The organism is Burkholderia sp. E168m23 (assembly GCF_016586125.1).
Classification (GTDB): Bacteria; Pseudomonadota; Gammaproteobacteria; order Burkholderiales; family Burkholderiaceae; genus Burkholderia; species Burkholderia orbicola.
On sequence record NZ_BCPP01001256.1, the window covers coordinates 1 to 1,625 of the forward strand.

2 protein-coding genes are annotated in these 1,625 nt (G+C 70.2%); one reads left to right on the forward strand and one right to left on the reverse strand.

Features of this window, described 5'->3' with window-relative positions; all coding sequences use genetic code 11:
* Positions 1-474, reverse strand: a 474-nt coding sequence (locus JMF90_RS36315; RefSeq protein WP_201326268.1) for a LysR family transcriptional regulator, incomplete at its 3' end; no start/stop codon positions are given.
* A 114-nt stretch (positions 475-588) separates the two neighbouring features.
* On the opposite strand from JMF90_RS36315, the gene JMF90_RS36320 reads away from it, so the two are divergent.
* Positions 589-1,625 (forward strand): 4-hydroxythreonine-4-phosphate dehydrogenase PdxA (locus JMF90_RS36320; RefSeq protein ID WP_201326269.1); only part of this gene is annotated, 1,037 nt, incomplete at its 3' end.

The following is a 1,625-nucleotide window of genomic DNA, read 5'->3' on the forward strand; positions in this document are numbered from 1 at the left end:
TTCGAGCACGCCTTCGCGAAGCTGCGGCATCAGCCGGTCGCTCGTATCCACCGCGATGTCGATTGCGAGCAGCGGATAACGCGCCTTCAACTGCACCAGCGCCTCGGTCAGCCGCCCCGGCGACGCCGCCATGATGCTGCCGATCGCGAGCCGCCCCGCGCTGCCGAGCTGCAGTTCGCCGAGCTCGCGGTTCAGTGCCTCCATGCTGCCGCGGATGCCGCGGAAATAGCCGAGCACGCGCTCGCCGGCCGGATTCAGCACGAGCCCGCGCCCGATGCGGTCGAACAGCCGCTGGCCGAGCGCGCTCTCCAGTTCGGCCAGCATCTTCGTCGCGGCCGGTTGCGTGAGGCCCATCTGCTCGGCCGCGGCACGCAGCGTCGAGCATTCGTCCACGGCCAGCAGCAGCGCGATCTGCCGCATGCGCAGCCGGTTCAGCAGTTGCGGGGTCGAGTCTCGTCGGTCGATCGAGCCCATTTTTGATTACTCCAGGTTATCGATTCATCAAGAGTTTTCAATTTACCGACTCATTCCGTCTACCTAGCATCAACCCCATAGACCAACGGCCGCGCGCCGCACCGGAGACACCGCATGCCCACCCCCTCGACCGCCGCCGCCCTGCCCGTCGTCGCGCTGACGCTCGGCGACCCCGCCGGTATCGGCGCCGAACTGATCGCGAAACTGCTCGCCCGCCCCGACGCGACCGCCCGCGCGAACCTCGTGCTGATCGGCGATCGCTGGCTGTGGGAAGCCGGCCAGCGTGTCGCCGGCGTCAAGGTCGACGTCGAACCCGTCGCGTCGCTGGCCGCCGCGCGCGACCGGCCGTCGGCCGCGCGCGCCGCGTTCGTCGCCGTCGACACGGTCGATCCCGCGCAGGTCACGGTCGGCCAGGCGAGTGCCGCCGGCGGCCGCTCGACGCTCGCCGTGCTCGACCGCTGCCTCGACGCCGCACTGGCCGGCGACATCGACGCGATCTGCTTCGCGCCGCTGAACAAGTACGCGATGAAGCTCGGCGGGCTGCGCCACGACGACGAGCTGCACCACTTCGCCGAGGCGCTCGGCGTGACCGGCTACTTCTGCGAATTCAACACGCTCGGCGAGCTGTGGACCGCGCGGATCTCGTCGCATATTCCGTTGAAGGACGCGGCGGCCCAGTTGAGCATCGAGCGGATCGAGCAGGCGTCCGAGCTGATCTACCGGTCGCTGCTCGCGAACGGCGTCGCCGCGCCGAAGGTGGCGATCGCCGCGTTCAACCCGCACGGCGGCGACGGCGGCAGTTGCGGCCGCGAGGAAGTCGACATCATCGAGCCGGCCGTGCGCCGCTTGCAGGCGCGCGACTGGCCGACCGACGCGCCGTTCCACGGCCCGTTCCCGGCCGACACGATCTTCCTGAAGGCGCAGGCCGGCGACTACCAGGCGATCGTCACGATGTATCACGACCAGGGGCAGATCGCGATCAAGCTGCTCGGCTTCTCGCGCGGCGTGACCGTGCAGGGCGGGCTGCCCGTACCGATCACGACGCCCGCGCACGGCACCGCATACGACATCGCGGGCCGCGGCACGGCCGACGTCGGCGCGACCTGGCAGGCGCTGCAGATTGCGTGCCGAATGGGCGCCGCGCGGCGTTC